Annotated in this window: 22 protein-coding genes and 1 pseudogene; 10 read left to right on the forward strand and 13 right to left on the reverse strand. The window is 70.1% G+C overall.

The window, feature by feature from the left end; all coding sequences use genetic code 11:
- Positions 1-12 precede the first annotated feature (12 nt).
- The 3 genes from ACZ7JZ_RS34505 to ACZ7JZ_RS34515 are packed head-to-tail and all read right to left on the reverse strand — an operon-like array spanning position 13 to position 3,097.
- Positions 13-1,035: a serine hydrolase domain-containing protein gene (locus ACZ7JZ_RS34505; protein ID WP_470946701.1), complete on the reverse strand. Its 1,023-nt coding sequence runs from the start codon at positions 1,033-1,035 to the stop codon at positions 13-15.
- Positions 1,032-2,363 (reverse strand): UDP-N-acetylglucosamine 1-carboxyvinyltransferase, encoded by a 1,332-nt coding sequence (locus ACZ7JZ_RS34510; protein WP_470946704.1) that lies wholly within the window; start codon positions 2,361-2,363, stop codon positions 1,032-1,034. Before ACZ7JZ_RS34510 ends, ACZ7JZ_RS34505 begins: the two co-directional genes overlap by 4 nt.
- Before the next feature lie 5 nt (positions 2,364-2,368).
- Entirely contained in the window at positions 2,369-3,097 is a 729-nt protein-coding gene (locus ACZ7JZ_RS34515) for a hypothetical protein (RefSeq protein ID WP_470946707.1), read from the reverse strand.
- 189 nt (positions 3,098-3,286) lie between these two features.
- Between ACZ7JZ_RS34515 and ACZ7JZ_RS34520 the strand changes: the two genes are divergently transcribed.
- Together ACZ7JZ_RS34520 and ACZ7JZ_RS34525 are read left to right on the forward strand one after the other, a co-directional pair.
- Positions 3,287-4,681, forward strand: coding sequence for a sporulation protein (locus ACZ7JZ_RS34520; RefSeq protein WP_470946711.1), 1,395 nt, complete (start codon positions 3,287-3,289; stop codon positions 4,679-4,681).
- 723 nt (positions 4,682-5,404) lie between these two features.
- Entirely contained in the window at positions 5,405-6,676 is a 1,272-nt protein-coding gene (locus ACZ7JZ_RS34525; protein WP_470946713.1) for an IS256 family transposase, read from the forward strand.
- Between the two features lie 484 nt (positions 6,677-7,160).
- Here the strand turns inward: ACZ7JZ_RS34525 and ACZ7JZ_RS34530 are convergent, their stop codons facing one another.
- Positions 7,161-7,763, reverse strand: coding sequence for a transposase (locus tag ACZ7JZ_RS34530; protein WP_470946715.1), 603 nt, complete (start codon positions 7,761-7,763; stop codon positions 7,161-7,163).
- A gap of 72 nt (positions 7,764-7,835) precedes the next feature.
- Here ACZ7JZ_RS34530 and ACZ7JZ_RS34535 point away from each other — a divergent pair, with 72 nt between their 5' ends.
- Positions 7,836-7,982, forward strand: a complete 147-nt coding sequence (locus tag ACZ7JZ_RS34535; RefSeq protein ID WP_470946717.1) for a hypothetical protein — start codon at positions 7,836-7,838, stop codon at positions 7,980-7,982.
- A gap of 57 nt (positions 7,983-8,039) precedes the next feature.
- Here ACZ7JZ_RS34535 and ACZ7JZ_RS34540 read toward each other — a convergent pair whose 3' ends face one another.
- Both ACZ7JZ_RS34540 and ACZ7JZ_RS34545 read right to left on the reverse strand, forming a co-directional pair.
- Positions 8,040-8,492, reverse strand: a complete 453-nt coding sequence (locus tag ACZ7JZ_RS34540; protein ID WP_470946720.1) for a hypothetical protein — start codon at positions 8,490-8,492, stop codon at positions 8,040-8,042.
- A 2-nt stretch (positions 8,493-8,494) separates the two neighbouring features.
- Positions 8,495-9,280 carry an RHS repeat-associated core domain-containing protein gene (locus ACZ7JZ_RS34545; RefSeq protein ID WP_470946755.1) on the reverse strand — a complete coding sequence of 262 codons (786 nt, stop codon included), beginning with the start codon at positions 9,278-9,280 and terminating at the stop codon, positions 8,495-8,497.
- On the opposite strand from ACZ7JZ_RS34545, the gene ACZ7JZ_RS34550 reads away from it, so the two are divergent.
- From ACZ7JZ_RS34550 to ACZ7JZ_RS34565, 4 genes are all read left to right on the forward strand, one after another.
- Positions 9,179-10,443, forward strand: a protein-coding gene (locus ACZ7JZ_RS34550; RefSeq protein WP_470946722.1) for an IS3 family transposase whose coding sequence is annotated in 2 segments (ribosomal slippage) — positions 9,179-9,434 and positions 9,434-10,443 — 1,266 coding nt in all. Because the reading frame shifts where the segments join, the coding sequence is not laid out codon by codon here. The genes ACZ7JZ_RS34545 and ACZ7JZ_RS34550 overlap by 102 nt on opposite strands.
- A 6-nt stretch (positions 10,444-10,449) precedes the next feature.
- Positions 10,450-10,866 carry a hypothetical protein gene (locus ACZ7JZ_RS34555; protein WP_470946725.1) on the forward strand — a complete coding sequence of 139 codons (417 nt, stop codon included), beginning with the start codon at positions 10,450-10,452 and terminating at the stop codon, positions 10,864-10,866.
- Between the two features lie 374 nt (positions 10,867-11,240).
- A complete protein-coding gene (locus tag ACZ7JZ_RS34560; RefSeq protein ID WP_470946728.1) occupies positions 11,241-11,687 on the forward strand; it encodes a hypothetical protein in 447 nt (148 codons plus the stop codon).
- A gap of 156 nt (positions 11,688-11,843) precedes the next feature.
- Positions 11,844-12,473, forward strand: coding sequence for a DUF397 domain-containing protein (locus ACZ7JZ_RS34565; protein ID WP_470946757.1), 630 nt, complete (start codon positions 11,844-11,846; stop codon positions 12,471-12,473).
- 155 nt (positions 12,474-12,628) lie between these two features.
- Here the strand turns inward: ACZ7JZ_RS34565 and ACZ7JZ_RS34570 are convergent.
- The 5 genes and pseudogenes from ACZ7JZ_RS34570 to ACZ7JZ_RS34590 form a co-directional block, all read right to left on the reverse strand.
- Positions 12,629-12,910, reverse strand: a pseudogene (locus ACZ7JZ_RS34570) (transposase); the annotation flags it as partial.
- Between the two features lie 40 nt (positions 12,911-12,950).
- Positions 12,951-13,613 (reverse strand): HAD-IA family hydrolase, encoded by a 663-nt coding sequence (locus ACZ7JZ_RS34575; RefSeq protein WP_470946731.1) that lies wholly within the window; start codon positions 13,611-13,613, stop codon positions 12,951-12,953.
- 300 nt (positions 13,614-13,913) lie between these two features.
- A complete protein-coding gene (locus tag ACZ7JZ_RS34580) occupies positions 13,914-15,236 on the reverse strand; it encodes a UDP-glucose dehydrogenase family protein (RefSeq protein WP_470946733.1) in 1,323 nt (440 codons plus the stop codon).
- 82 nt (positions 15,237-15,318) lie between these two features.
- Entirely contained in the window at positions 15,319-16,563 is a 1,245-nt protein-coding gene (locus tag ACZ7JZ_RS34585; RefSeq protein WP_470946736.1) for a hypothetical protein, read from the reverse strand.
- 73 nt (positions 16,564-16,636) lie between these two features.
- Complete coding sequence (locus tag ACZ7JZ_RS34590) at positions 16,637-17,926, reverse strand: class-III pyridoxal-phosphate-dependent aminotransferase (protein WP_470946740.1); 1,290 nt, start codon at positions 17,924-17,926, stop codon at positions 16,637-16,639.
- A gap of 258 nt (positions 17,927-18,184) precedes the next feature.
- Between ACZ7JZ_RS34590 and ACZ7JZ_RS34595 the strand changes: the two genes are divergently transcribed.
- A complete protein-coding gene (locus ACZ7JZ_RS34595) occupies positions 18,185-19,543 on the forward strand; it encodes a transcriptional regulator (protein ID WP_470946742.1) in 1,359 nt (452 codons plus the stop codon).
- A 111-nt stretch (positions 19,544-19,654) separates the two neighbouring features.
- Positions 19,655-19,855, forward strand: coding sequence for a hypothetical protein (locus ACZ7JZ_RS34600; RefSeq protein ID WP_470946745.1), 201 nt, complete (start codon positions 19,655-19,657; stop codon positions 19,853-19,855).
- A 17-nt stretch (positions 19,856-19,872) separates the two neighbouring features.
- Here ACZ7JZ_RS34600 and ACZ7JZ_RS34605 read toward each other — a convergent pair whose 3' ends face one another.
- Positions 19,873-20,610 carry an NUDIX hydrolase gene (locus ACZ7JZ_RS34605; RefSeq protein ID WP_470946748.1) on the reverse strand — a complete coding sequence of 246 codons (738 nt, stop codon included), beginning with the start codon at positions 20,608-20,610 and terminating at the stop codon, positions 19,873-19,875.
- A 148-nt stretch (positions 20,611-20,758) separates the two neighbouring features.
- Between ACZ7JZ_RS34605 and ACZ7JZ_RS34610 the strand changes: the two genes are divergently transcribed.
- The gene (locus tag ACZ7JZ_RS34610) at positions 20,759-21,007 is read left to right on the forward strand and encodes a glycosyltransferase (RefSeq protein ID WP_470946759.1); all 249 of its coding nucleotides are present in this window, start codon (positions 20,759-20,761) and stop codon (positions 21,005-21,007) included.
- Between the two features lie 99 nt (positions 21,008-21,106).
- Here the strand turns inward: ACZ7JZ_RS34610 and ACZ7JZ_RS34615 are convergent, their stop codons facing one another.
- Positions 21,107-21,679 (reverse strand): EF-Tu/IF-2/RF-3 family GTPase, encoded by a 573-nt coding sequence (locus ACZ7JZ_RS34615; protein WP_470946752.1) that lies wholly within the window; start codon positions 21,677-21,679, stop codon positions 21,107-21,109.
- Between the last annotated feature and the right edge of the window lie 326 nt (positions 21,680-22,005).

Genomic DNA, 22,005 nt, shown 5'->3' on the forward strand with positions numbered 1-22,005 from the left:
CCTCCCTGCGGGTCAGGTGGCGGTGATGGTCTTGAGGGCGAGGGTGCGCAGGGGGGCGATCTTCTTGCGGGCTTCGCCGTGGTAGACGGCGTTGGTGAGGATGGTGAGGTAGCGGCCGGCGGCGGGGTTGAGGTAGAGGCTGGTGCCGGTGAATCCGTGGTGGTAGGCGACGTTGCCGGGGGCGCAGATCCAGGACAGGCCTCGGTCGAGGCCGGGCTCGATCGGTGCGAGGGGGAGCATGGAGGAGCGGAGCCAGCCGTGGAGGCGGCTGGCGGGGTCGATGAGGTATTCGGCGTAGCGGGCGAGGTCGCGGGCGGTGGAGAACACTCCGGCGTGGCCGGCGACCCCTCCGAGGAGGGCGGCGTTGTCGTCGTGGGCCTGGCCCCAGATCCGGGGTGAACCGGGGATTCGCTGCTCGGTGGGGGCGACCTGCGGGGTACGGGCGACGGGGCCGTAGGTGGTGGTGCTCATGCCGAGGTCGTCCCACAGGGTGCGGGCGAGTTCGTCGAGGGGGCGGCTGTTGGCGTGGGCGAGCGCCAGGCCGAGGAGGATGTAGCCGCGGTTGATGTACCGGTGGGTGCCGGGCTCGGTTTCGAGGGCTTCGCGGCACAGGAGTTCGTGCAGGGGCGTCTGGGTGCCGCGGTAGTGGTCGAGGCGTGTGGAGGCCTTCAGGCCGGCGGTGTGGGTGAGGAGCTGCTCGATCGTGGCCTCCCCGCTGGGCACCGGTCCCTCGGTCCAGGGCAGGAAGTCGCGCACCGGGGCGGTCCGGGAGAGAGCTTCGGCGTGGAGGGCCTGGCAGACGAGCGGCCAGGTCGCTACCACCTTGGTCAGGGACGCGATGTCGTAGACGGTGTCGGGGCAGGGTGCGGTGTCGCCGAGCTCTTCGGCGATGCGGCCGGCCTTGAGGAAGCGCGGGGGCTCGCCGAGGGTGCCCAGGGCGATGACGCCGCCGGGGGTGGCGCCGTCGGTGACAGCGTGGTCGAGGGCTTCGGCGAGGCGGGCGGTGTCGGCGGACGTGAACGGGACGAGCGTCATCGGCGGGCCTCCGCGGCGGTGGTGGTGATGTCGGCACCCAGCGCGGCCAGGTTGGGCAGCAGGCGGCCGTAGCCGCGCGCGAGGTGGTACATGCCGCCGATCGTAGAGGTGCCGTCGGCCACCAGGGCGGCAATCAGCAGCGCGGTCACCGCCCGGATGTCCGCCGCCTGGACGTCGGCCGCCCGGAGCCGGGCCGGGCCGTGGATGCGGATGGCCGGGCCGTCGGCGGCGATGTCGGCGCCGAACGCGCGCAGCGGTACGACGTGGGTGTCGCGCTGGGGATAGACGCCCTCGTAGAGGTGGCTGGTACCGGCAGCCTGGGTGAGCAGGGCGGCGAGCTGCGGGGCGGTGTCGGTGGGCAGGCCGGGGTGCGGACCGGTTCGGGCCCGCACCGCGCGCAGGCCGCCAGGGCCGAGGGCGGCCCGGGTTCCGCCGTCGTGGGCGGTGAGTATCAGGCCCGCCTCAGCGAAGACTTGGCGCTGGGCTTCGGGGAGTTCGGGCAGGGTGATGCCGTCGATTTCGATGGCGCCGCCGGTCACGGCGGTCGCCATGATCATGGTGGCGGCCTCGATCCGGTCCCCGGCGACGGTGAACTCGCCGCCCTCGATCCGGTCGGCGCCGTGGACGTGGAGGCCCTCGTCGTCCCACGCCGCCCGTACGCCGCGCTCGGCGAGGAATCGCAGGGTTTCGGTGACCTCGGGCTCGATGCTCGGGCTGGTGATGAGGGACTCCCCCGGGGTGCGGGCTGCCAGGAGAGCGGCGGTGACCGTCGCGCCGAGGGAGGGGCCGTAAGGGGTGGATACGTCCACGCGGAACGGGTGCAGCCGACGACCGGGCGGGACGGCGGCGCCGATGGTGCGGCCGTTCTCGCCGACGGTGACTTCGGCGCCGGCGGCCTCCATGGCGGCGAGGTGGCGGTCGATCCGGCGCGGGCAGAAGGCGTCCCCGCCGGGGACGGGGAAGGAAACGGATCCGGCGCGGGCGAGGACTGCGGCGGCCAGGACTGCGGTGGTGCGGACCCTCGCGCCGAGGTCGCGGTCGATGACCGGCCGCAGGCACGGGGTGGGGACGACATGGAACGTGCCGTCGCCGGGCGCGTGGGTGTGGGTGCCGGTGTGGGTGAGGATCTGTGCGCAGACGCCGGTGTCGAGGATCGCCGGTGCCTGGTGCAGGAGGAGATCGGTGTCGGCCAGCAGGGCGGCGGCGTACAGGTGCAGGGCGATGTTCTTGCTGCCCTGGACCTGGATGCGGCCAGTGAGGGGGCGGCCGCCGGTGATCCGGATGAGCTGCTGGTCGGCTGCACGGGTGGTGAGGGCGTTGGTGGTCATGGTGGTCACCGGACCCGGGAGCCGGCGGGCATGAAGCCGCCGAGCTGGGTGCGCGGGTAGATGACGGTGCCGGGGCCGATCAGCGTTCCGGGGCACAGGACGGTTCCGGCGGAGAGGGTGACGCCGTCTCCGATGACCGCGCCGAACTTCGTCTGCCCGGTGCCGTACTTGCGGCCGCCGAGGGACACGGTGATCTCCTTCGTAGCGGGCTCGGTAACCGGCCCCTCGCTGGAGATCAGGCCGGTCGTGGAGGAGAAGACGCCGAAGTTCACGCCGGAGCCGATCACGGAGTCGCCGATGAAGCAGGCGTGCTTGGCGAAGACGGTCCCGCCGAGAAGGGTGCGGGTGATCTCGGCTCCGAAGCCGACCTGGGTGCGGGGGCCGACAACGACGTGGTCGCGTACGTACGCCCCGGCGGCGATGACCGCGCCCTCGCAGACCAGGACCGGGCCCACGACGCGGGCACCGGCCTCGATGCGGGCACCGGCCTGGACGATGACCGTGCCCGTGACGTGCGCACCGTCCTCGATCACGCCTCCCCCGATCAGGCCGTGCGCGGCGGGGTCGTCGAGATCGGCGGTCAGGGTGGGCTTGATGTCGAAGACCGTGGCGCAGCGGGCCAGCAGGCCGGTGACGTAGGTGCCGAGCTGGTCGTGGCGGAGGTAGTAGGCGGGGGCGAGTTCGTCGGCGACGGTCTCGGACCCGGGGGCAGGGGTGAGCAGGGTGGGGCTCATGGCGGCTCCTGTGCCGGTGGGCCTGTGGGATGCCTTCAGGAAACCGCTGCTGTCCCAGGACTGGGCAGGCTCACAAGGGGGGCTCACAACTCACAAACCGGCGACGGCCCGTGTGCTGCGGGCCTACCCTGCTGCTCCGGACACGGGCACGCTCCGCCGTGACCGGGTCTTCGTGAAGGAGGTGCCGTGATGGCTCCGAGCACCCGCCGGGCCAAGCCGCCCAACCTCGCCCTGGAGCACCTGCTGACGTCCAGCGGCATGAGCCACCATGCACTGGCCCGGCGGGTCAACGCGCTTGCCGGGCACGCCGGGCTGCGCGTGGCCTACACCCATACGAGTGTCGTGAACTGGACCCGCCGGGGCATGGCCCCCAAGGCCCCGGTGCCCGGGTTCATCGCGCGTGCGCTGGGGGAACGGCTCGGCCGGCCCGTCGACGTCACCGAGATCGGTATGAAGGCCGTGCGCGAGAACGCGGCCGATCTCGGGTTGGATTTCCCGCGGGACACCGCCGAAGCCGTTCGGCACGCCGTTCACTTCTGGAGCACCGTGGAACACCTGGACCGCCGCGACTTCCTGAGCAGGGCCTTCGCCGTCGGCGCGTACGCGACCCCCGTCACACGCTGGCTCGGCGTCCCGGCCGACCCCGGCGCCGGCCACCGCGGCAGCGGCCGGGTCGGGCACCAGGACCTGGCGGAGCTGTGGCAGGCGGCCGACGAAGCGCAGCGGTGGGACTCGAAGTACGGCGGCGGGACCTGGCGGGCCTCCTCGGTCACCCGCTGCCTCACCCGGCGGGCCGTCCCGCTGCTGCACGGCTCCTACACCGACGAGGTCGGCCGCGGCCTGTTCGCGGTCACCGCCGAACTCGCCCGGGTCGCCGGGTGGAGCGCTGTCGACACCGGGCACCACGACATCGCCCAGCGGCACTTCATCCAGGCCCTGCGGATGGCCAAGGCCGGCGCAGCAGTGGACATCGGCTGCCACGTCATGGCCAACATGGCCCTCCAGGCCCTGCTGCGCGGCTACCACCAGGAGGCCATCGACATGGCCCAGGGTGCCTACGACCGGGCCCGCGGCCGGGCCGGCCAGCGGGTGCTGGGGTTCGCCAAGCTGATCGAGGCCCGCGCCCACGCCAAAGCGAACGACGCGCGGGCCGCCGCCGCGGCGCTCGCTGCGTCCGAGCGCTGCCTGGAGCAGGCGGAGCGCGACCCCGACGAGCCGGCATGGATCCAGTACTTCACCCGCACCCGCCTCGCCTCCGACGCCGTCGAGGTCCACCGCGACCTGTGCAACCCTGCCGCTGCCTGGCGTTGGAACGCCCAGGCCGACCACATGAACCCCGACAGCTTCGCCCGGTCGGTCGGCCTGCGCCTGACCGTCCTGGCCACCACCCACCTCCAGCAGCACGACCTCGACCAGGGCCTCGCCGCCGGGCACCGGGCCATCGACATCCTCGGCCGCATCGCCTCCGCCCGCGCCCGCGACTACGTCGCCGACATCACCACCACCATCACCCCCTGGCACCGCGAGAAGCCCGTCGCCGAATTCCTCCACCGCGCCCGCACCGAACTCGCACCCGTCTCCTGAACCCCGATGGGACACCGCTGAGCGGTGACCCATCAGGAGTCAGGCGCCATGCCGCCCACGGTACGGCGGGGCCTGCGCTGCACCGGAGCCCCCAGCCGGTCACCACCAGCCACCGGTGACGTCCGCCGACAAGCCGGTGACATCCGCGGGCGAACCCCTGAATTCCGGAAAGTCGCCGGTGGGCTCGGACAGCGGCGACCAGTACGCACCGGCCAAACGGTGAGGACGTCGCCTCCGATCGGGCCGAGCCCACACAGGACACGGCGCGAGCCGCGCCCACCGGCAGCCTGGCCGTGCCACACCGGGCCCGCCGGGTGCAGCTGCACCGCTTCACCAACGCCGACGGCCCCTACTGGGCGGCCGACCCCGACTCCCACGACGACGGCTCGTTCACCGCCCTGCACCTCAACCCGGCCACCAGTGTCCGCAAGACATCCGGGTGGCTTCCTCGCCCTGAACTGGCCACACAAAATCGGCCTCCTCGGTACCAGTTGGTTGCCGCTTCACTTCCGGCCTGAAGTGGCCCCGGGCCTGACGTGCCCGCGCGCGTGCGGTGAGCTCGAGCTCGAACACCTGACGGAGCCGACTGGAACCGGAAGTCGGTCCCGATTCAGAGGTTGAGGCACGGATTGAGCGTGTCTGAAAGATCGTGTAAGTCCGTGATGTGGAAGCCTGGCCCGGGGCTCGGCCTCGGGCCTGCGGGCCAGGCGGATCGGACGAGTCATGGCAGACAAGACACAGCCGGTCGCCTCGGCGGCCGGGGACAAGACGGTCGATGAGGTGGTCGAGCGGCTGCTCGACCGGGCTGACGCCTCGGGGGCAGCCCTGCTGGGCGAGGGCGGGCTCCTGACGGAGATCACCCGGGCCGTCCTGGAGCGGGCCCTGGAAGCCGAGATGAGTGAACACCTCGGCTATGAACGCGGAGACTCCGCAGGTCACGGCTCGGGGAACTCCCGCAATGGGACGTCGCCCAAGACGGTCCTCACCGATGCCGGCGCGGTCACACTGGCGGTGCCGCGGGACCGAAACGGCGACTTCGAACCACGTCTGGTCCCGAAGAACGCCCGCCGCCTGGCGGGGTTCAACGACCGGATTCTCTCCCTCTACGCCCGCGGGATGAGCGTGCGCGACATCCGCTCCCACCTCGCCCAGATCTACGGGGTCGAGGTCAGCCCGGACCTGATCAGCAAGGTCACCGACGCGGTCATCGACGAGCTCGTGACCTGGCAGAACCGTCCCCTCGATGCCGTCTGGCCGATCATCTACATCGACGCATTGTGGGTGAAGATCCGGTCGGGTTCGGTGACGTCGAAGCCGGTCTACCTGGCCGTCGGCGTCGACATGGACGGCCGCAAGGACGTCCTCGGGCTGTGGGTCGGCTCCGAGGGAGAAGGCGCCACCACGTGGATGGCGGTGCTCTCCGAGCTGCGGAACCGGGGCATCGAGGACGTCTGCATCGTGGCCTGCGACGGCTTGAAGGGCCTGCCCGACGCGGTCACCGCAACATGGCCGAAGGCCACCGTCCAAACCTGCGTGATCCACCTGACGAGAGCCTCGCTCAGGCTCTCGTCCCCGCGGGACCATCCCAAGCTCGTCCCGGCACTGAAGGCGATCTACACGGCCCCGACCGAGGCCGCAGCCGAGCAGGCCCTCAACGCCTTCGAGGCCTCTGAGCTGGGCGAACGATACCCGGCGATCGTCCGGACCTGGCGCTCAGCCTGGCCCGAGTTCACGCCCTACCTGGCGTTCCCGCCGGCCATAAGGACCGTCGTCTACTCCACGAACATGGTCGAATCGATGAATGCCCGCCTCCGCAAGGCCACCCGCAACCGGGGCCACTTCCCCTCGGAACAGGCCGCGTTGAAGGTCCTCTACCTCGCCATCCGCGAGCAGATCAACCCGAAAGCGCGCGACGCCAACCACGTCGCCGCACACTGGAAAGAGGCACTGAACCAGTTCTCACTCTTCTTCGAGGACCGGCTCAGCATCCAATGACACCAGACGACTTACACAAGATCGCTGACACGTCCCACGGATTCCGTGAAGGCGTCCAAGAGGCGATTACGGTCTGTTGTCGGCCGGAGTCCTACGCAGAGGCTGTACTGGTTGGATCTCTGTGCGCGAGAATGCCGGGCATGACGACTTGAAGAGCACCGGCCGGGCGACAGCATTGGCGGAAGGTCGGGAGCTGGGACACGCTTCCCGACGGTGATCGACGCGTCTGCGCCGACTGCGGAACGCCTGTCAGTTCCTACCAGCACCGCTTCCATCCGCCCGAGTCCTCGTTGTTCGAGCGGTGTATCGGGCTCGCCTGGTGTTCCACTTGCCGGATCTACTCCGGCAACATGGTGCACGTCCCGCGGAAGCGGGTCCTGGTCGACTTCCTCGCGTCTCTTCCTCCTGAGCAGCGAGAACGGCTTCTGCGTTCGGAGACACGACTCATCGATTTCCTGGACCACCAGGCCCGAGGAGCTAGAGGTTAGGGCCGACGGCTGGCCGCGACCAGGAGGAGCCGCTTGCGCAGCAGTGGAAGTTTCGCTCTGCCGAACATGCTGCGCTTGAGGGCTTTCAGGTCGTTGACGCGGCCCTCGACGGGTCCGGAGGACCATTCGGTGCTCATGCCGAAGACGACGGCGTCGAGGTCGGTGATCAGCCCGGCGGCGAAGGAGGCAAGGCCGCACTGCTGATCGGCGCAGACATCGGCGATCCATCCGCGCAGCCGTTCTCCTTCACGGTTGGTCATGATGCTCGCGAACGTCCGGACGTGGGTGATGGCGGCCGTGAGCTCGGGCGAACGGGCCAGCAGCGTCTTGAGCCGCAGCTGGTCATCGTCGCGCAGGTGGTCGGGGTGGCTCATGATCCAGCGGGTGGCTTCGCGGGGCGAGGGAGGCCGGGCCATCGGCGGGCGGTTGGCTGCGGGCCGGCGTCCGGGACGCAGCGGTCGGACGTAGTCGCGCAGGGTGCTGTAGGCGCAGCGGGCCCCGCGTTCTTGCAGCTCGCGGTGGAGGGTCGACAGGTTCGTGCAGCCCTCGGCGATCCGTTGCTCCAGGTAGGGCCGGTAGGGGTCGAGTTTGCTGGTCATGACCCGGGCCGTACGCCGGAGCACCCCCCGGTCTGGGAACGGCAGGCCCGCTCCGCCCGGCTGGTTGTCGAGGTGGTGGACGAGTGGCCCGGCGAAGCGGCCCTGTGGGACCGGCTGTATCGGCTGTGGGCCGCGCGCACGGACGAGCTGCACCGCGCGCTCGGCCAGGAGCAAGCGCAGAGCATGCTGTGTGAGTCGGTGTTGTCGTACCGAACCTGAACCCAGAACGGGAGGAGGCCCCGCCGTGGCCGACGGGGCCTCCTGCACAAGGTTGCGTCACTGCTGGTGGTTGTGCCACCAGTCGGTCAGCTGTGCCACCCGGCTGTCGAAACGGAGGTCGAGGAACGACATCGGGGCTGCAGGCCTCAGGCATTCACCTGTTACCAGACGCACACGGACCCGGCGCACGCCAGCGGTCCGGTAGACCTCTATGTCCGCGACCTCAGCCCACGGAATCAGGCGTTCCTGCTGTGTGGAAGGCGAGAAGGCCACCAGGCACTCACGGGTGAGCCGGACACCACGGGCCCTGGGCAGGACCAGCGCAGCGAGGACCGCAACAGCGGCGGCCAACGCACAGGTTCGCAGGTCCCCGGCCGTCATGGGGTCCGCGGTGAAGCCAAGTGCCGTGTACAGAAGGCCAGTGCCCAGGGCGAGGCCCAGCATGACGGGGGCCGCGTACTGCAGGGGGGTGACCCTGAATTCGATGGTGGTTCTCTCTCGTCCTTGCATGGCTACCTGCGGCAGTTTCGGTGGGTTTTGCTAACGTTGCCGGGCCGGGCCCAGCCGTGGATGCCCCAGCCTACGGTGGCGCCGAAGGTCCAGGTGAAGCAGCCCCCGCGGGCTGTTGCAGCGTTCAGGTGGTGAACGGCCCACCAGGTGTAGGCCCAGGCGAGGCCGATGCAGGCGCCGACGGCCACGGGGTGGCTGAGGCGGGTGCACAGGGCGGCTTCAGCGATGGCCACGGCCGCGCCGCCCATCGTGGAGATGTCCTCCTTGATGATCTTTGTGTGGAAGCGGGTCACGTAGAAGGTGCAGGAGAAGGAGTAGCCCCACCATCGCCAGTAGGTTCCGCAGGTGCGGACGTACGCGTACCGGCCCGAGGGGTCGAACTGGTTGCCCGGGTCTTGGTTGGCGTAGTCGTAGGCCGTGGCGGAGCCGCCGTACACCGGGTCCGAGGTAAGGAAGCGCCCGGTGGCCGGCTTATAAACCCGCACACCCATCATGATGGTGCCGGAGACGGTTTCTGACGAGCGCTGCTGGCCGCCGAGCCACCCGTAGCGTGCGGACTGCTGGCCGGTGCGCGGGTTGCCGAACTCGTCGCTGTCCAGGGCTACGGGGGCCTTGGAGACTGAGGCGACCCCTGGGGTGTGGACACTCTGACAATGGATCTTGATGGTCCGAGGAAGGGTGTCCTGGTGGGACGTAGGTCTCCGTATCCGGAGGAGTTCAGGAACGATGCGGTCGCGCTGTGGCGTGCGGCGGATGGCCGGCGCACGTACGCGGGGGTCGCGGCGGATGTCGGGGTGACCGGCGAGACGCTGCGGTCCTGGGTGCGCCAGGCCGACGAACAAGCCGGCCGCGGCCAGGCCCGTGCCGGGGACGCGGCCGAGAGCCGGGACGAGGAGCTGGTGCGGCTGCGGGCGGAGCTCGGCCGACTTCGGAAGGCCGAGAAGGAGTGGGAGCTCGAGCGGGAGATCCTGCGGCGGGCTGCCCAGTATTTCGCGAAGGAGATGAGGGCATGACCGGCCGCTGGACCTTCATCTCCGTCCACCGCGCCGACTTCGGCGTGCAGCGGATATGCCGGGTCCTTGGGGTCTCGCGCTCGGGCTACTACCGGTGGCTCGCCGGCGCGGAGGCCCGCGAGGCCCGCCGGGCGGAGGCCCGCGAGGCCCGCCGGGCGGAGGCCCGCGAGGCCCGCCGGGCCGATGACGACGTCCTGGTCGCGGAGATCCGCGAGATCCACGCCGACCACCGGGGCACCTACGGGGTCCGCCGCGTCCACGCCGAACTGCGCGGGTCCGGACACACGGTCAACCGCAAGCGGGTCGAGCGGCTGATGCGCGTCAACGGGATCGAGGGCCGGCATCTACGGCGGCGCAAGCGCACCACCGTCCCCGACCGGCTCGCGCCGCCCGCCCCGGACCTGGTCCGACGCGACTTCACCGCCGGGAATCCGGACGAGAAGTGGTGCGGTGACATCACATACGTGCAGGTCGGCTGCACGTGGCTCTATCTCGCGTGCGTCCTGGACATCTTCTCGCGCCGCGTGCTCGGCTACTCGATGGCCACTCACATGCGCACTTCGCCGGTCACCGACGCGCTCACGATGGCGGTGACGACCCGCGGCGGCCACGTCGAGGGAGTGATCTTCCACGCGGACAGGGGCTCGCAATACACCTCAACGGCGTTCGCCCAGGTCAGCAACCGTTTCGGCATCCGCAGGAGCATGGGTCGTGTCGGGTCGAGCTACGACAACGCCCTGGCCGAGAGTTTCTGGCAGGGGCTGAAGAGAGAAGCACTGCAAGGAGTGCTCACGACGGTCCGTCAGGCCAGGCTGGAGATCTTCCAGTGGCTCACCTACTACAACGCCCGAAGGCGCCACAGCAGCCTCGGCTACCACTCACCCGTCGAGTCCGAACAACAGCACCAGCGCGAACGTAAACTCACACTCGCAGCATAAAACCCCGTGTCCACGCTCCGGGGGACGCCTCAGATCAAGATGTCACCCGATCGTGCGGCAGACCCGTGGATCGCGTTCCGGTCGCACTTCGGGATCGGGAGCTTCTACTGCCGCCCTGGCGTCGAGGGCGCCCACGAGAAGGGCGGCGCGGAAGGGCAGATCGGCTCCTTCCGCCGCAACCACTTCACCCCGGTGCCCGAGGTCGACTCGCCGGCCGAGCTGAGCGAGCTCGTCGAGCAGTGGGACCTGCATGATGGGCGGAGCAGGCTTGGTCACCTCGTGGCAGCCATGATCACTACCGCGGCTCCCATGAACAGGCACGGCCCACCCGGCCTCGCTGACGCCCATCCGGTGCCACCGCCGCACCCATTCGTACCGCGCCTCTCCGGGTTTGTGGAGAGCCGCCTGAACCGGCCAGCTTGACGGACCGTCCCCTTTGGGTGCCCCGGACCCCTGGTAGCGGGTGAGAGGGCCACGTGGGGCGCCGTCTAGGGTCGCCGATCGCTGACTGAATCTCGCGGCCATTCATGGGATTGCGTCAAATTACTAGCCCTTTTCGAGACAACTGAACCGGATCTTTGAATTCCGCATTACGGTCGCACTCTTGCAACCTTCAGGAGCTTTGGAGTTTGATAGCGACTCGCCGAAAAGGCCACCTCTCACCTACCTGGAGTCCGATGCGGAAGTTACATCTCGCAGCAGGAGTGGCATCTGCCGCTGTTGTACTGATAAGCAGTGGAACCGTTCACGCGGCGAGCGTTTCCACCACAAGCGAATCGGCCGCGAAGAAGCATTGTGTGGCGTCACAGTCAAGCAAGCAGACGGTCTGTTTTGCAAGCCTGCCGCAGTCTATTGCGTTCGCGACGAAAAACGCCGTCAACCTGCCTGCCGGTGCCTCCATATCAGAAGCCACCCAGGCACTGAAGAAGTTCGATTCCCAGAGAGCGAACGGCTCCTTCGGAACGACTGCCACCGTCGGGGCAATTCTGTGGGACAAGCAGAGCCGTTCGGGCACGAGCCTCATTTTGACCCTGAACAACACGTGCGACGCTGGTGCAAGCTGGAGCGACTACATATACGCCCCCTGGAATGACCGATTCGAGTCAGGCCAAACATTTTCGGGGTGCGTGATCCGCCTCTGGGAGCACCAGTGGTACGGCGCCACCGTATTCAACCCGAAGAATTCCGTCGTCAATACGTACGGGGCCATGAACAATCACGCATCATCCTTCGACATCTGGTGAGGCGCCGTCAGTCCGGTCCGATTACCGTGACTAGGGTTCGGAAGTCGATTTGCCGAACCAGCTAGCCAAGGTGCTGACCAGACCGATAGGACCACGGTCACACCTCAGGGCGCCACGAAAGGGCCGGTCGCTAATCCGGCACTTCGTGGCGCCTGCCTGCGCTGTGCGGCCCGACCAGGTCCACCACAACCGCCCGCCGCGGGACCAGACCGCCGACCGCGAGCCGGGACTCGCCGAACGGGCCGCCTCGTTCTTCCCGCACCCCACCGACACACCTGCCTCCGCACCGGCGAGCGGCGTGGTCATCACCGACATCGACGATCCCGCCGACACCATCCGCAGGTCGGCATGGCGGGCCCGTTCCACATCGTCAAGTTCCCCCACCCCTGGCCCACCGTGATCAGCGTGGAGACCCTCCGGGGCGGCGCCTTCGCCGAGGCCACCGACGACGTGAAGGTCTACGAGGCCGCCTTCGAACGGATCGTGGCCGCAGCACTCCCCGTCGACAACTCACGGGAAAGGATCAAATCCATCATGGAGGACGACACCGTCATGACCGACACGACCAGGCTGTACGCCACCGACCTGTCCGAGGCGACCTGGCGCAAGTCGACGTTCAGCGACGCCGGCGAGCAGTGCATCGAGATCGCCGACCTCCGGCCCACCCGCGGCTTCATCGCCGTCCGCGACTCGAAGCGGCCCACGGGACCCGCCATCGCCCTCACCCCGGCCGCCTTCACCGCCTTCCTGCCCCACGCCACCCGCGAACCAGCCCCGACCGCCTGACCAACCGCAGAACGACCAGGGCCCGGATTCCCCATCCCGCAGCGGGGAATCCGGGCCCCGCTCGTAAGGCGACAGGCCACACCCAGCCGACGAACCGTCAGCGCAGCACGGCCGGCCTCGGCAGCAACCCGCTCAGCAGCCCGGCCGTCCCAGCCCTACACCCTCGCGGCTGCCGACGGCAGGCCGGCTACTGCGACGGGGGGAAGGATCGGGTGCTGTGACAGGCGTCGCCAGCAGATGAGTGCGCATCCCAGGGTGGGGATGGCTTCGTGGATGTCGTCGCGGATCTCCCAGCGGATCCGCAGGCGGCGGAACCAGTGCAGGTGAGCGAAGGTGCGCTCAACAACCCAGCGTTGAGTGCCGAGTCCGGAACCGTCTTCGGTACCGCGTCGCGCGATCAGTGGCTTCACACCGAGCGCGCGGACCAGGCGGCGGCGGTGGGGGCGACAGCCCTTGTCCGGCCGGAAGTTGACGAGGTCAGGCCGTCAGCACGGCTGATACCCCGAGGAGCGCTTCGAGTTCGGCGACGCCGGCGTTTTCGTCGGCGGCGAGGACGGTGGTGATGCCGAGGGCGGCGGCAGGTGGGAGGTTGACCGGGTGGTCGTCCACGGACACGCACTCCTCCCCCGGCAGGCCGAGCCGGTCGAGGGTGAGCCGGTAGATCGCCGGATCCGGTTTGGCGATGCCTTCGAGTTCGGAGACGACGTGCACGTCGAACAGGTCCCAGATCCCGGCATGGGTGTACGGGTTGTGGGGGTCGAGACCGAAGCTGTTGGAGAGCAGGGCGAGACGCATGCCGGCCGCCCGTGCGGCTTCGGCGAGGGCCACCATGCGGCGGGCGGTCGGCACCCCGGACCAGGCCCGGCCCATCAGGTTCACGGGGTCGATGTCGGCGCCGAGGAGGGCCGCGGTCCCGGTGTTCCATGCGGCCTGCCCGATCTCGCCGACCTCCAGGGCGGCGTACAGGCGCCGTCCCTCCGGGTGGTCGCTGAGGGTGGCCCGCCATGCCTCCGGAGCGAGGCCCTGGGCCACGCACCATGCGCGGTGGACGGGGCGGGGGTCCGCGGTCAGCACACCCGCGAAGTCGAGGATCAGCCCCTTGGGGCGGCGGCCGTTGGCACTGTCGGTGGCGTACGTCATCCTATGCAGGTCCCTTCGTGAAGCGCCTCACCCGGGACGGTACCGCGCGCCATGAGCGCGGAACGCATGAAGCGGCCCCGCCCCCAAGCCAGTTGGGGGAAGGGCCGCTTCGTTGCGTCCGGGCGGCTCGTCATCCAGGCCGGGGCACTCTCGGCTCCGGCCCCCTGCCCGAGGGCGCCGTTCCTGTCGGCGCGGTCGGTGCGGCAGTCGGTCTTCGGCGAGGAGCTGGATCAGCTCCTCGCGCTCCTCGGGCCTTCCGGGGTTGATGGGGTCGGGCGGCTCCGCCGCGGCGCGCCGGTTCTACTTGTCGGGGCGTCCGAGCTGGTGGACGGTCCAGCCGGCCGTGCGCCAGGGGGCGGGGTCGAGGGTGGTGCGGCAGTCGACGAGCAGAGGGGCGGCGGGCCGGGTCACGAGGGTGTCGGGGTTGGCCTGGTGGTACTCGGGCCATTCCGTGGCCAGCACGACGGCGTGGACGCCGTCGAGGGAGGCGGTCAGGTCGTCGGTGTAGTCGAGTTCGGGGTTGCGGCTCATCGCGGTGGCCACGGCCTGGGGGTCGTGGACGGTGACGGTGGCGCCGGCCTGCTGGATGGCGTGGGCGAGCGCGAGGGCCGGGGACTCCCGGACGTCGTTGGTTCCGGGCTTGAACGCCGCGCCCCACACGGTGATGCGGGTGCCTCTGAAGGGGCGTTCGCCGAGGGCGCGGGTGATGAGGTCCATGGCGACGTCGGTGCGGGCTTCGTTGATCTTCTCTGCGGCGCGCAGGAGGTCGGCGGCCCGGGTGGCGCCGAGCTGGCGGGCAGAGGCGGTGAAGGCGCGGACGTCCTTGGGGAGGCAGCCGCCGCCGTAGCCGATGCCGGGCCGCATGCCGCCGCTGCCGATGCGGGGGTCGATGCCGAGGATGTCCACGATCTGGGAGATGTCGCCGCCGGCGGCCTCGCACATGTCGGCGACGGCGTTGATATAGCTGATCTTCAGGCCGAGGAAGGTGTTCGCCGCGCCCTTGGCGAGTTCGGCGGTCTGCGGGTCGGTGACGAACAGGGGGACGCCGGCGTCCAGGATGGGGGCGTAGACAGCGCGGATCGCCTTCTCGGCTTCGGCGGTGGTCAGGCCGGCGATGAGGCGGTCCGGGCGCAGGGTGTCCTGGACGGCGTGGCCCTCGCGGAGGAACTCCGGGTTCCAGACGACGTCCACAGCGGTGCCGGCGGGGGCCAGGCGGTGGGCGAGGGCGGTGACCTGGGCGGTCGTACCGACGGTGACGGTGGACTTCCCGACGATCGTGCACGGCCGGTCGAGGTGGGGGGCGAGCTGGCGGATGGCGCCGTAGACCTGCGCGGTGTCGTAGGAACGTCCGTCGGCGTCGATGGGGGTGCCGACGCCGATGAAGTGCAGCTCGGCGAAGTCGGCGGCCTCGCGGATGTCGGTGGTGAAGCGCAGGCGTCCGCTGCCGGTGTGGGCGGCGAGCAGTTCGGGCAGGCCGGTTTCGTAGATGGGGCATTCGCCGGTGTTGAGCCGGTCGACCTTGGTCTGGTCGATGTCGACGCCGATGACCTCGTGGCCGAGTTCGGCCATCGCGGCTGCGTGCGGGATGCCCAGGTGGCCGCAGCCGATTACTGAAACGCGCATTCCTTGACTCTCTCCTTGGAGCGTCGGCCGGGGGGGCCGGGGAACTGGCGCAGAGGCTACTGCTGTTCCCCGGCCCCCGTGTTCAGGCGCTGGTCGGCCCGGTTTCGAGCAGTTGTTCCAGTTCGCCGATCGCGTCGGCGGCGGTCTTGCGGACGACGATGTCGCCGGTCTGCGGTCCCTCCAGCGGGTAGGCGAACCAGGAGCCGTCCGGGCGGGGGAAGCCCTCGGGGTCGACGAGGAACACCTTCAGGCCGCGCTCGCGGGCCCGCTTGGCGACGTGCCGGCGGTCGGCGTGCAGCCCGATCACCACCAGGGCCTTGGCGTCGGGGTGGAAGGTGACCGGCGGGATCCTCTGGTCGTAGCGGCGCATGAACTCCTCGTCGAATCCGGCGCGGGCGCCGAGCGCGTCGAAGTTGTTCGTGATGAACGGGCCGACCATGTACCCGGCCTTCTCCATGCGCTTGAGTGCGTGCAGGGCGGGGGTGACCTCGGCGTTGAAGCACGTCCGGTACATGTCCGACAGCTCGTGCACCTTCTCCTCGGTGTCGAGGAGCATCTGCGCGAGCAGCGGGTCACGGCCCGGGGCCAGGACGAAGGTGAAGCCCTTGCCGAGCAGTTCGTCCTCGATCTCGTTGACGTGGTAGATCTCGTGCAGGCGGTGCAGCGGCGGGATCCCGGCCTCGTAGGAGACCCCGCAGCCCGCCTCGACCTGGAAGGGAAGGAAGTCCTTCAGCTGCTCCAAGGTGTCGGCGTACGTCGGCTGGCCGGGGATGTCCTTGACGCGGACTCCGTGGGTCAGGACCTCCCACGGGCGGCGCCGCACCGCCCGGGGCGGGAAGGTGTTGACGGAGGTGAACGTGGTGTCGATGACCTCGTAGCCGGCCGGAAGCCGACGGCCCGCCCGCTCGTCCTCCGGGTGTTCCTCGACGCGGATCATGTGGACGCGCAGGTCGCCCAGCTCGAACCGGCCCGGCCCTACCTCCTTCCAGCCGCCCTCGGCCAGCATCGTGTGGTTCTGCTCCCACGCCTCGTTGATCTCGTCCCTGGGCGCGGCCACCGAGTGGTAGAGGTACATCTCCTGCATGGCCAGCGACGGCGCCGCGGTGGTGTCCACCAAGCCGAACCGGTGCCAGTAGTGGACGATCCGGCGCCGGGCATCACCTTCTGCCGTCCAGCCGGAGTTCGCTGCGGTCTCAAGCTGCTGGGTGCGGCGCCAGATGCCCTCCTCCTCGTAGCGGGGCCGGTCCGCGTTGACCCCGTAGAAGTCGTGCCACGTGCGGAGCTGGGTCTCGTCGAGCTGGTCGATGACCGTGACGGGAAACTTCATGCCGTGTCCTCGCTCTCTGATGCGATGTTCCGTCCCTGGTCGGGAGCGGTGGTTGATCCGGAAGCCCAGGCGCCTAGCTGAGGGCGGTGACCGCGTCGCGCAGCGCCGTGATGACGAAGGTGATGTCGTCGTCGGTCGAGGTCAGCGGGGGCGCGACGACGAGGCCCTCGCTCTGCGGCCGGCCGGCGCCGGTGAAGGGGTAGAAGAACACCCCGTGGCGTTCGGCCTGCTTCATCAGCGGCCACAGCCGGCCCGGTGCGACTTCCACCCCGTAGAGGTGGCCCAGCCCGCGCACCGCCTTGACCGGCCCCACGCCGGGGAGTTCCCGCAGGGCCGCGCCCAGCCGCTCCCCGTGGGCCGTGAACGATCCGGTGTCCATGGACTCCAGCTCGTCCAGGACGCCGAGGCAGGCCGCCGCCTGGAGGGGATTGGCGGCCATGGTCCCCATCGCCGGGAGGGGGTCGGCGGCCTCGTGGCGGATCAGGGGTGCGAGCTCGGGCGAGACCAGCACGGCGGCCACGCTGGTGTAGCCGGCGCCCAGCCCCTTGGAGAGGATCACCAGGTCCGGTTCCGCGCCCTGCCAGTGGTCGCTGGCCAGGGGCGTCCCGGTGCGCCACAGGCCGGTGAGGACCTCGTCGTGGATGACCAGGACGTCCCGCTCCCGGCAGATCTGCGAGACGCGCTTGAGGTATCCGGGCGGGGGGACGTATGCGCCGCCCGTCGTCCCGTTCACGGGCTCGATCAGCACCGCGGCCACGTTCTCCGCACCCCGGGCATCGATGGCCTTCGCCACCTCCTGCGCGCAGGAGGCGTCGCAGGTGCCCCCGCTGTGTTCGTGTGTTGGCGCGTACGGGGCGGGGAAGGCGGGGCCAATACCGAGCGCGTCGCTCTCACGGGGCCTGCGCGCGTGGTTGCCGGCCAGGGCGAGGGTGAGTGCGCTGTTGCCGTGGTAGCTGAGGGTGGACGTGAGGATGTCGCCACGGCGCTTGCGGTCGCGGACCCGCGTGATGTTCCGGGCCAGCCCGATGGCGACCTCGACGCCGAGCGTCCCGCACGTCACCAGGGCGACCGAGTCGTCCGGGCGTCCGACGGCCCGGCACAGACGGCCGGTCAGCTCCAGCTGGACGTGCGGCCGTACGACGGCCGCCCCTCCGAAGGAGAAGCGGGCGGACTGGGCCTTGACGCGGCTGCGGACCCTGGCGCTGGCGTGGCCCACGTTCGCGCAGACCAGCCCGCTGGACCCGTCAAAGATGCGGCGGCCGTCGGCAAGGTGGAGCCAGGGCCCGCTCGCACTCACGACGTCGAAGTCCGGCATCGGCCGCGACGAGGTCAGCAGCCGCTCGCGGGGTACGTTCGCATCCACGGGAGTTCTCCCTTCACGGTGTGCGCTCGGAGCGGGCCGGAGCACGTGTCGGCCGCCGGCCTGCAACAGGCGGCCCGCCTCTCGACCGGGCGGGCACCGCTAACGGTCGGCCCGGGCAGGGCGCCAGGAGAAGGCGCCGCACGTTGCTCCCTGTTGCCGTCCGGTTGCCCCCCGTTGCCTCCGGGGCCGTGAAGTCTTCACAGTGCCCCGGTGCTGCGGGGAGACTTGAGGCCCTGTTTCCGGGGAGGTAGAGCGCCTGTGAGTACCGCCACCGCTGTCGAGACGCACCCGCTCACCACGCTGATGGCCCGCCACGGCCTGACCGCGTCCGGCTACCTCAAGCGGGTGGCGGACCGTCACCAGGCCCTCGGGTACGGCGCGATGGCCCACCGCAAGGAGAAGGCCACCCGCTGGACCCGGGAAGGCGTCACCCCCGAACGGACCGCGCTCATGGCGATCGCCAGCCTTCACGGCATCGACCGCGCGGACGTGGACCGGTACGGCTGGCCCGGGTTCCTGCTCCTGGCCCTCGATGACGACCAGGCCGTACTGGAGTCACCCTGGACCGCAGCGGGTACGGTGACAGCACTGACGGATGTGGGAGGTCCTGTGGACCGTCGCGGCTTTCTGATCGTCTCCACCAGCACGCTGGCCGCGGCCGTCGCGCAATGGACCACTGCCGAACCAGCCCTGGCCGTCACCGACCAGCGGCGCCGGGTCGGCGCCGAAGCCGCCGCCCTGTTCGACGTACGCCTGGACGCGCTGCGCCACCTCGACGACACGGTCGGCGCCGCCCACGTCTACGACGCCGCCATCCTGGAACTGCGCCTGATCACCGACCTCCTCAAGAACGCCTCCTACACCGAGCAGACCGCACGGCACCTGTTCGCAGCCGCGGCCGAGGCATCCCGCCTGGCCGGCTGGTGCGCCTACGACAACGGTCGCCACGCAGCCGCCGAACGGCACTTCGTCACCTCCCTGCGCGCTTCCGCCTCCGCGCAGGACCACACCCTGGGAGCGGTGACGCTCGCCTTCTGGGCCAACCTGCGCTACAACGCGCACGATGCCCGCGGCGCCCTCCACCTCCTCGACGGAGCCCTCACCGACCGCCGCAAAGTCTCCTCACCCCGCGTCGTGGCCATGCTCCACGCCCGCGCCGCCCGCGCCCATTCCAAAGCCGCAGCGCCCACCCCCGCCTGGCGCCACATCGACGCCGCCTTCGACACCTACAGCCACGCCGACGTCCCTGAGGCGGACCTGCCGTCGATGTACTGGATCAACCACGGTGAGCTCCACCAGGTCGCCGCCAGCTCAGCCCTCAGCCTCAGCGAGCCCCGGCGCGCCCTGGAGCACTTCGACGCAGCCCTCCACCACGACGACCCCTACGACAGCAACCGCGAAGTACGCGGCGCCGTGATCTACCAAGTCCGCCAGGCCGAAGCCCACCTCGCCCTCGGCGACATCGACGCCGCCCTCGACACCGGCCACCAGGTCATCACCGCCATGGGCGGTATCGACTCCGCCCGCACCACCAGCACCCTCGAAGAACTCCGCACACAACTTGCCGACCACCAGCACATCCCCACGGTCCGCGACTTCCTCGACTACGCAGCCTGACCTGACCGCCAACACCGCGCCGCCGCCGAGCAGTACGCCCTGACCGCCACCGGCCGCCCCGCCACCACCTACGCGCGGATCGTCGCCCTCGACCTCGTCGCCGGCGCCGAAATGCACCTCAAGCGCGGCAGCATCGAGCAGGCCTGCGCCACCTGGCACCAGGCCATCGACAACATGAACGGCGTCCGCTCCGTCCGCACCCGCAAGGCCGTCTTTCGGATGCGCGGCGACCTCGCCCGCTTCCGTGCCCGCGGGCTGCGGTGCGCAGCCGAGCTCGACGAGCGCGGCCGCGGGTTCCTCGCCGGTATCTGAGCCGTACTTACCGCATTTCAGCTGCCGTCGGCGAAGCGCCGTACGAGGGGCTCCAGGTAGTCGGCGTGCGGCCCGGTCAGGCCGGCCAGCTCCCGTGGCGAGCGCACGAAGGCGATCCGGTCGAGCTCGGGCTCACGGCCCTGCGCACGCTCGGCACCCGCAGCAGCATCGAAGGCGGCCCGTACCGCGGGCTCGGGACGCGCGGGGGCGAGGTAGGTCAGGCCCACGCTGCCGTTCTCCCCCCGGGTGGCGGCCCACAGACGCAACACCTCCGCGCCGGCATGGAGACCCAGCTCCTCGGCCAGCTCCCACGCCGCCTGGCCCGCCAGCCACGGCTCCTCAAGACGCCCACCGCCCGGCGGCGGCTCCACCGACCCCCCGGGCAGCTGCCAACGGCCGGGGGCCGCCGTGGAAGGCGACATCCGGGCCGCCAGCACACGGCCGTCCACGGTCGGTTGGAGCACGTTCACGAACAGCGAGGGCAGCGCCGTCGCGCCCGGCACCCGGCGCAGGGCGTAGTGGCGGTAGGTGACCCGTACCCAGTCGAGATGCAGGACCCCCGGGCCGGGGCGCTGCAGTCCCGCGCAGGCCACCGCCGGGCCGTCGAAGAGTGCCGGGTTGGCCTGGACGGCCTCCTCCCACACGCGGTCCCTCGCTGCCTCGTCCGCGGGCGACAGGCACGGCGCCTCGACCTCGGTGAGCTGAAGGCGTTCCACATCGAAGAGGTCGACCACACGGGGCAGCGTCTCGGACACCCGCCCATCGTAGGGCTCCGAAGACCGTCTCCCCGCCGTCGCGGTGCGCGCGGGCCGGGCGCCGAAGATGCCTCCCGTCCCGCGACCGCCGTGTCGCCCGTCCTGCTGATGTGGGGCGGCGTGCCCGGGGAATGCGAAATGCAACTACCTGTGGGAGACCGCCCACTGTCTCGGTATCGCCGACGACGTCTTCTTCCTGGGCTACCGCGGCCACGACGAGCTGCCCGACGGCCTGAACTGCGCCGACCTCATGGCAGCCCCCTCGGTGTGGGAGTCCTTCGGCATGGTCTACGTCGAGGCCGCCGCCTGCGGCACCCCGCCCGTCGCCGCGGCGATCGGCGGCCCCCTCGACATCCTCACCACCACCGGGCCGGGCGCCAACGGCCGAGGGCGGTGAGGTAGCTGGCGTTGTCCAGGCGGGCGAGCTTGCCCGCGCCGACCGCGGCCAGCAGCGCGGCGACGGTGACGAGGGCGGTGGCGAGCAGGACGACGGGGCTCAGTCGAGAATGCGCATCACATGCCCTGAGCCAGCAGCCCGCCCGCGGTGCCGAAAAGCAAAGGACTGTCCTTCCTCCAAGGCGGCAGGCCGTTCAAGCGTGATCGTCACGTCGCCCCGGTGGAGCGGATTCAAGACATCCAATTCCCCGGTAAGCGTCACGTCTCCTGCTACAGCGGCAGTGCCGAAGTGGAAGTGGAGTCGCTCACCAGTGCGCACCTCAGTACCACCGTGCTCCTCGGACAAGAGCGTGATGTCCGCGGCAAAACGGGCGTGTCCGCTAATTGAGCCAGGTGCCGCCAGCACCTGCCCCCGCTCCACCGCGCCGACTGCCGCCCCACGAATCAACAAGCCCACGTTCATTCCTGCACTCGCCTCGTCGACATACCGCCGAGAAGCTTCGATCTCTTCGACGGCGACGAGCGCGGTCCCACCGAAACCGACGATCTCCACCGCATCACCCTTACGAACCCGCCCGCGCTCGATCAGGCCGGCCAGCATGACCACCCTGCCCTGGTTCTGCCAGTAGAGATCTCCGATATGCATCAGGAACGGCCTGCCCGGTGCTTCCATCTGGGCTCCCTTCCCAACGACCAACGATCAACGAACTGCCGAGGTTAACAGCGGCCACTGCCCACCCTGTGCCTGATCGGTGCTGCGTTCCATCGGACAGGCCCTAAGGGCTGTCCCGTAACTGCCATCGGCGGGCCGACGAGACGGCCTACGGCCGAACACACCGCGCCAGCTGGCCGTACTTCATGCCGCTGGAGTAGAGCTGCCCCTCGTGGTTGCGACCCATGAACTGGGACTGCTGCGTGATCGGGTGACAGTTGGGGTTTACGCAGCGAGTGCTGTGTGAGGGGCCATGATGGTTTCGTACTCGACGGGCGTCAATCGGC

It is taken from the genome of Streptomyces sp. NPDC038213 (genome assembly GCF_055600495.1).

Bases quoted from the DNA above. Each gene is read 5' to 3' on its own strand.
- ACZ7JZ_RS34505 (WP_470946701.1), bottom strand. From the start codon at position 1,035: ATGACGCTCGTCCCGTTCACGTCCGCCGACACCGCCCGCCTCGCCGAA.
- ACZ7JZ_RS34510 (WP_470946704.1), bottom strand. From the start codon at position 2,363: ATGACCACCAACGCCCTCACCACCCGTGCAGCCGACCAGCAGCTCATC.
- ACZ7JZ_RS34515 (WP_470946707.1), bottom strand. From the start codon at position 3,097: ATGAGCCCCACCCTGCTCACCCCTGCCCCCGGGTCCGAGACCGTCGCC.
- ACZ7JZ_RS34520 (WP_470946711.1), top strand. From the start codon at position 3,287: ATGGCTCCGAGCACCCGCCGGGCCAAGCCGCCCAACCTCGCCCTGGAG.
- ACZ7JZ_RS34525 (WP_470946713.1), top strand. From the start codon at position 5,405: ATGGCAGACAAGACACAGCCGGTCGCCTCGGCGGCCGGGGACAAGACG.
- ACZ7JZ_RS34530 (WP_470946715.1), bottom strand. From the start codon at position 7,763: ATGACCAGCAAACTCGACCCCTACCGGCCCTACCTGGAGCAACGGATC.
- ACZ7JZ_RS34540 (WP_470946720.1), bottom strand. From the start codon at position 8,492: ATGCAAGGACGAGAGAGAACCACCATCGAATTCAGGGTCACCCCCCTG.
- ACZ7JZ_RS34575 (WP_470946731.1), bottom strand. From the start codon at position 13,613: ATGACGTACGCCACCGACAGTGCCAACGGCCGCCGCCCCAAGGGGCTG.
- ACZ7JZ_RS34580 (WP_470946733.1), bottom strand. From the start codon at position 15,236: ATGCGCGTTTCAGTAATCGGCTGCGGCCACCTGGGCATCCCGCACGCA.
- ACZ7JZ_RS34585 (WP_470946736.1), bottom strand. From the start codon at position 16,563: ATGAAGTTTCCCGTCACGGTCATCGACCAGCTCGACGAGACCCAGCTC.
- ACZ7JZ_RS34600 (WP_470946745.1), top strand. From the start codon at position 19,655: ATGCACCTCAAGCGCGGCAGCATCGAGCAGGCCTGCGCCACCTGGCAC.
- ACZ7JZ_RS34615 (WP_470946752.1), bottom strand. From the start codon at position 21,679: ATGGAAGCACCGGGCAGGCCGTTCCTGATGCATATCGGAGATCTCTAC.